Annotated in this window: 4 protein-coding genes and 1 pseudogene; 4 read left to right on the forward strand and 1 reads right to left on the reverse strand. The window is 68.8% G+C overall.

Translation table 11 applies throughout. The features are described 5' to 3' along the window. Positions 1 to 154 precede the first annotated feature (154 nt). The 3 genes from AWZ10_RS31665 to AWZ10_RS31675 all read left to right on the forward strand — a co-directional run bounded on the left by AWZ10_RS31665 (position 155) and on the right by AWZ10_RS31675 (position 3,782). Positions 155 to 574, forward strand: coding sequence for a hypothetical protein (locus tag AWZ10_RS31665; RefSeq protein ID WP_046705077.1), 420 nt, complete (start codon positions 155 to 157; stop codon positions 572 to 574). Positions 575 to 740: 166 nt separating this feature from the next. Further along, a complete protein-coding gene (locus AWZ10_RS31670) occupies positions 741 to 2,198 on the forward strand; it encodes an NF041680 family putative transposase (protein ID WP_341846110.1) in 1,458 nt (485 codons plus the stop codon). A 297-nt stretch (positions 2,199 to 2,495) separates the two neighbouring features. Further along, positions 2,496 to 3,782: a M48 family metallopeptidase gene (locus AWZ10_RS31675; protein WP_060892678.1), complete on the forward strand. Its 1,287-nt coding sequence runs from the start codon at positions 2,496 to 2,498 to the stop codon at positions 3,780 to 3,782. Positions 3,783 to 4,096: 314 nt separating this feature from the next. Here AWZ10_RS31675 and AWZ10_RS55250 read toward each other — a convergent pair whose 3' ends face one another. Beyond that, the gene (locus AWZ10_RS55250; RefSeq protein ID WP_279616652.1) at positions 4,097 to 4,225 is read right to left on the reverse strand and encodes a hypothetical protein; all 129 of its coding nucleotides are present in this window, start codon (positions 4,223 to 4,225) and stop codon (positions 4,097 to 4,099) included. Positions 4,226 to 4,653: 428 nt separating this feature from the next. On the opposite strand from AWZ10_RS55250, the pseudogene AWZ10_RS31685 reads away from it, so the two are divergent. Further along, positions 4,654 to 4,815: pseudogene (locus tag AWZ10_RS31685) on the forward strand (IS5/IS1182 family transposase); the annotation flags it as partial.

Consider the following 4,815-nt stretch of genomic DNA (forward strand, 5'->3'; position numbering starts at 1 on the left):
GAGGGCGAGGGCGAGGGCGAGACGGCCGAATGCGAGGCGCCCGCAGCGGAGGCGGTGTCACCGGAAGGGGCGGTACAGGGCGTGCGCGTCCGCGCGTTCAGAGTCGCGGTTGCCCCTGAGCTTGTCGTTTAACCTCGCTGTGTTGGAGGTGGGGATGGGGCAGGCAGTGTTGGAGTCCATCAAGTACTCGGCGGTATGCCAGGACTGCGGTGCCCGGCTGGAGTGCTGCGGCGTCCAGGCCCTGGTGGGCGGCTCTTTGCGGTGGGACATTGAGGTCATCTGCTCGGCTTGTGGGTTCGCGGTGGCTGTGTGCGATGGCGTACTGCCGGCTGACCGCCGCGATCAGTTGCTCTCCGAGCACGGAGCGGCGAGGTTGCGGGTAGCTTCCCCACAGGGAATGAGCATCGCGATCATGCGAGTGCTGCGGGCTGAACTCGGCCTTGGCCTGACCGAGGCTAAGGCTGAACTACGACGCGTGCTGGCCGGGGAGTTCTCGGGAACCCTTCCCGAGATGGAACTCCTCGCCCGCAGCCTGCGGGTGGCCGGAGTCTCTGCGGTAGCCACTCGGCCATAGTGCCCCGCCCCGGCCTGGTCTTCTTCGCTCGCCAGCTGGCGGCTGACCTCGAACAGCGCGTCGTGCAGGCTCACCCACCTGGGCATTCGCGGGACAGGCGGACGGCCTCGCATGAGCATGCGTTCCGTCACAGAACCGCACTCATACGAAGGCCGCAGGGGTGAGTCTGCTGCACCACGATGCCCGGGACGAGGCGTTCGGCTTCACGTCCCACTTTCGAGAGGACCTCTACACATGTCTGACCCGGCGCGGTGACACCCTGTTCGAACTCACGGACGCGATGCTCTGCGGAGACGGCCCGGTGACCTCGCCGGTCGACCTGACGCTGCCGGCCGAGCACCGGCGTGGGCACGGCGCGTTGTACGAGGCGCTCAACCAGGGCCGCATCGACGCGGCCGGGCTACGCAAGGCGCTGGCCATGCTGCCGCAGCCCAAGGCTGCCGACGGGCGCCTGGTACTGGCCGTCGACGTCGCCGCGTGGCTGCGACCCGACGCGCCGACCAGCCCGGACCGCCTGTTCTGCCATGTCTACGGACGCTCGGGACGCTCCAGCGACCAGTTCATCCCCGGCTGGCCGTACTCGTTCGTCGCCGCGCTGGAGACCGGGCGGACGTCGTGGTGCCAGCTGCCGGACGCGGTCCGGCTCGGCCCGGACGACGATGTCGCCGAGGTCACCGCCGCCCAGGTCCGGCGTGTGGTCACCGACCTGATCGGCCAGGGGCAGTGGGAGGACGGTGACGAGGACGTTCTGGTCGTGTTCGATGCCGGCTACGACGCCCCGCGCATGGCCTACCTCCTCGACGGCCTTCCCATCGAGGTCCTCGGGCGGATGCGTGCGGACCGTGTCATGCGACGGCCGACACCTTCACTCAAGGAGTACGCCCTGTCCTATCCCCAGGGCGGGCGACCGCCGCAGCACGGCAAGGAGTTCCGCTTCGCCAAGCCCGACACGTGGGGCGAGCCCGACGCGGAGACCGTGCAGGTCACCGACCGCTACGGCACCGCCATGGCGATGGCCCGGAACCGCATCCACCCCCGGCTCACCACCCGCTCCGCGTGGATCGACCACGACGGCGAACTCTCCATCATCGAGGGCACCCTGATCCGCCTCCAGGTCGACCATCTGCCCGGCGGTCACGACCCGCTGCCGGTCTGGCTGTGGTCCTCCAAGACCGGCATGACCGGCGAGGACGTCGACCTGCGGTGGCAAGCGTTCTTGAGGCGCTTCGACCTGGAACACACTTTCCGTTTCGTAAAGCGGACGCTCGGCTGGACACGTCCCAGGCTCCGCAGCCCTGAGGCTGCGGATCGGTGGACGTGGCTCGTGATCGCAGCGCATACCCAGCTCCGGCTCACCCGCGAGGCCGCAGCCGATCTCCGCCGCCCCTGGGAGAAGCGGGCTGAACCCGCCCGGCTCACCCCCGCCCGCGTCCGCCGGGGGTTCAGGAACCTCCGCCCCCACCTGCACAGTCCTGCCCGTGCACCCAAACCCTCAACTCCCGGACCAGAACGCCCACTCGGCTCGAAGAACCGGCGACCCGCCACCCGTTACGACGTGGCCAAATCGACCAGGCGCCCAGAAAGCATCGCCGAACGTAATCAGCTCAAAGCTCACAAACCATAAAACAAGCAGAGCATCTGGAGTTTGCTCCAGGTCTGATTTGCGGTGGAGCGACTACGGCAGCAGACCAGCCGACTTCCTTGTCCCTGCTATTCCTCGTGGTTCCCTGCACGATCTGGCACGGGTCCTGCACGATGTTGCTTTAGACCTGCGGCCCTGCCATCCCTCGGACGGTTGCGGCGGGATCACGGTTCAGCCTGTGCGGACGACCGCACCTTATTGTGACTTCGTCGTGTGATCAGATCGGCTCGTATTGGCAGGTAGCGGCTCGGGGAGGGCCGCGGAGGAGGGGAAACCGTGATGCCCGCCGTCGCCAGAGAGACGACACAGCCGTGCCCGGATTGCGGCACGGAGATCCGCGGCGACAGCCGGTTCACCCTCTGGTGCGCCGCCTGCGACTGGAACGTGGACCCCAAGGAGCCGCAGCCGGAGGCGGGACGGCTCGAACGAGCCGAGCGCACCCTGGCTCGACGACATGGCGAGCAACTGCTCACCGAGATGCTGAGCGGGCGCACACCGCGCCCGCGGCGCGACGTCTCAGCGGTGATGGCCACCACGCTCGCAATGACCGTGCACGGCCTCACCCTCGCGCTCGCCGCCGGCGGTGTCTGGTGCATGGTGGCAGGCCGGGGCGCCGTCACCGTGGTGGCGGGTCTGGTGTTCCTCGTACTGGCCTGGGCGCTTGCCCCGAGGGTGGGCCGCCTGCCCGACGACCGGCCCGTGCTGTTCCGGGCCGACGCGCCCGAACTCTTCGCCCTGGTGGACGAGGTGGCCCGGGCGGTCGGTACCCGAAGCGTGCACACGATCGCCGTGGACGGGAGCATCAACGCCAGTGTCATGACGTACGGTGTGCGCGGCCGGCGGCTGCTAACGCTGGGCATGCCGCTGTGGGAGGTCCTCACTCCCGCAGAGCGGATCGCGCTGCTCGGCCACGAACTGGCCCACTACGCCAACGGCGACACGCGCAACGGCCTGGTGGTGGGCACGGCGGTGCGCACCCTGTCCCTCTGGCACCACACCCTGCAGCCGCTTCCGCATCCCTCCGCTGTCGAGATGGCCGTCAACGCCCTCTACGTGGTGCCGCGCCTGCTGGTCCGAGGAGTACTGGAACTGCTCGTCCGACTGACGTCGCGGGCCGGGATCCGGGCCGAGTACCTCGCCGACCGGTTGGCCGCCCGCACCGCTTCCACCCAAGCGGCGGCGGGCCTCATGGACCGGTTGCTCATCACCGAAACGTTCGAGGTCCTGCTGCGCAGCGAGGCAAACCGTGCCGCTCTGGGCGGGTCGAGGTCCACCCGAGAGGCCACAGCCCGGGCCGACGAGCTGTGGGGGCTGCTCACCGCATACGCGGCGTCCGTCCCGGAGCACGAGTACGAACGGCAGCGCCGCGCCGGAGCGCGACGCGGACACCAGGTCGACACCACCCACCCACCGACCCATCTGCGGCGCGCCTGCCTGCTCGCCGCGGAACCCGTGGCAGCCATGGTGGTGCCGCAAGCCCACCAAACCGAGCGGATCGTCACGGAACTTGCCGCGGCCCGCACCGAGGCGGCGCGGCGCCTGCTACGCGACGGCCTCGGAGACTGAGCCCCCGCGGCCGCCCCGCCGCTTCTGGGATCTCTTGCTTGGAATCACCGTCGGCCACCCCAGTCGATCGCCGCTGACCCCGCATCCGGAACGGCCTTGGCACGGCGACTTCTTCGTCCCGAAGCAACTTGGGCGGGGGCGCTGCCTTGGGGTGGTGGGGCTTTCACCTGCGCGGATAGTCCGCAGGCGTTCGCGGTTGTTCGCCGTTGTCCGCTGGCGTTGTCACGCAGTTAGACACCGAGCCTTTTCAGTGTGACCACCGATCAGGTGACGGCTTTGATGCCCCTGGCATCAAGCACTCGCCGAGAGAGCAGTCAGTTGAAAGCGTCTGTCATGCAGTCCACCTGGCAGTCGGCGGCCTCGTAGCGCTGGCGGAGGGCGGCAGCTGCTTCTTCGCGCTCCACGAAGAGGTGCCCGTAGCGCTGACACGCCACCCTGGTCACGTCCTTGACCGTGACGATGGCCGGTTTCGCCACGTGCGGCCCGGCGGCGCGCTGCGGCGATCGCCACGTCCGCAGAACGCAGCAGGTTTTCTGGATCGCTCCCGGATCACGGCCGCCCGGGCCCGTTCCGCCGAGAGGGGGCGCAGGACACGTCCCCGTCAGACGAAGCCGGCGGCGACAAGCGTGAGACCGAGCGCTATGAACAGGAGTCCGCCGGGATCGTGACGCATCTGTCCAGTCTTCACCACACACATGGTGATCGTCGTGCCCGCGCCGACTGACGCTGCCGATTCTCGGAGCGACTTGGTGTCAATGAGCCTTCCCCAAGGCCACCGATCGGGTGACGCCACCGGGAGGCGCAACGCACGAGACTCCGGCGCCGTTGGGGGAGGTGTTCGAAGTCTCAACCCACGGGCACAGGAGCCGCGTTGGTCCTCCATTCTGCCTCACTCGACCTGCCCCACGCCCTGGTCGAGTGGGTCACCATGCTCATCGTCACCCGCGAGAGCGACCGCCGCTGCAAACTCCCGCCGCACCAACGTGCGCTCGTCGGCCTGACGTACCTGCGTAAGCACGACACGCTCGCCCAG

The organism is Streptomyces europaeiscabiei, from assembly GCF_001550375.1.
GTDB classification, from domain to species: domain Bacteria; phylum Actinomycetota; class Actinomycetes; order Streptomycetales; family Streptomycetaceae; genus Streptomyces; species Streptomyces europaeiscabiei.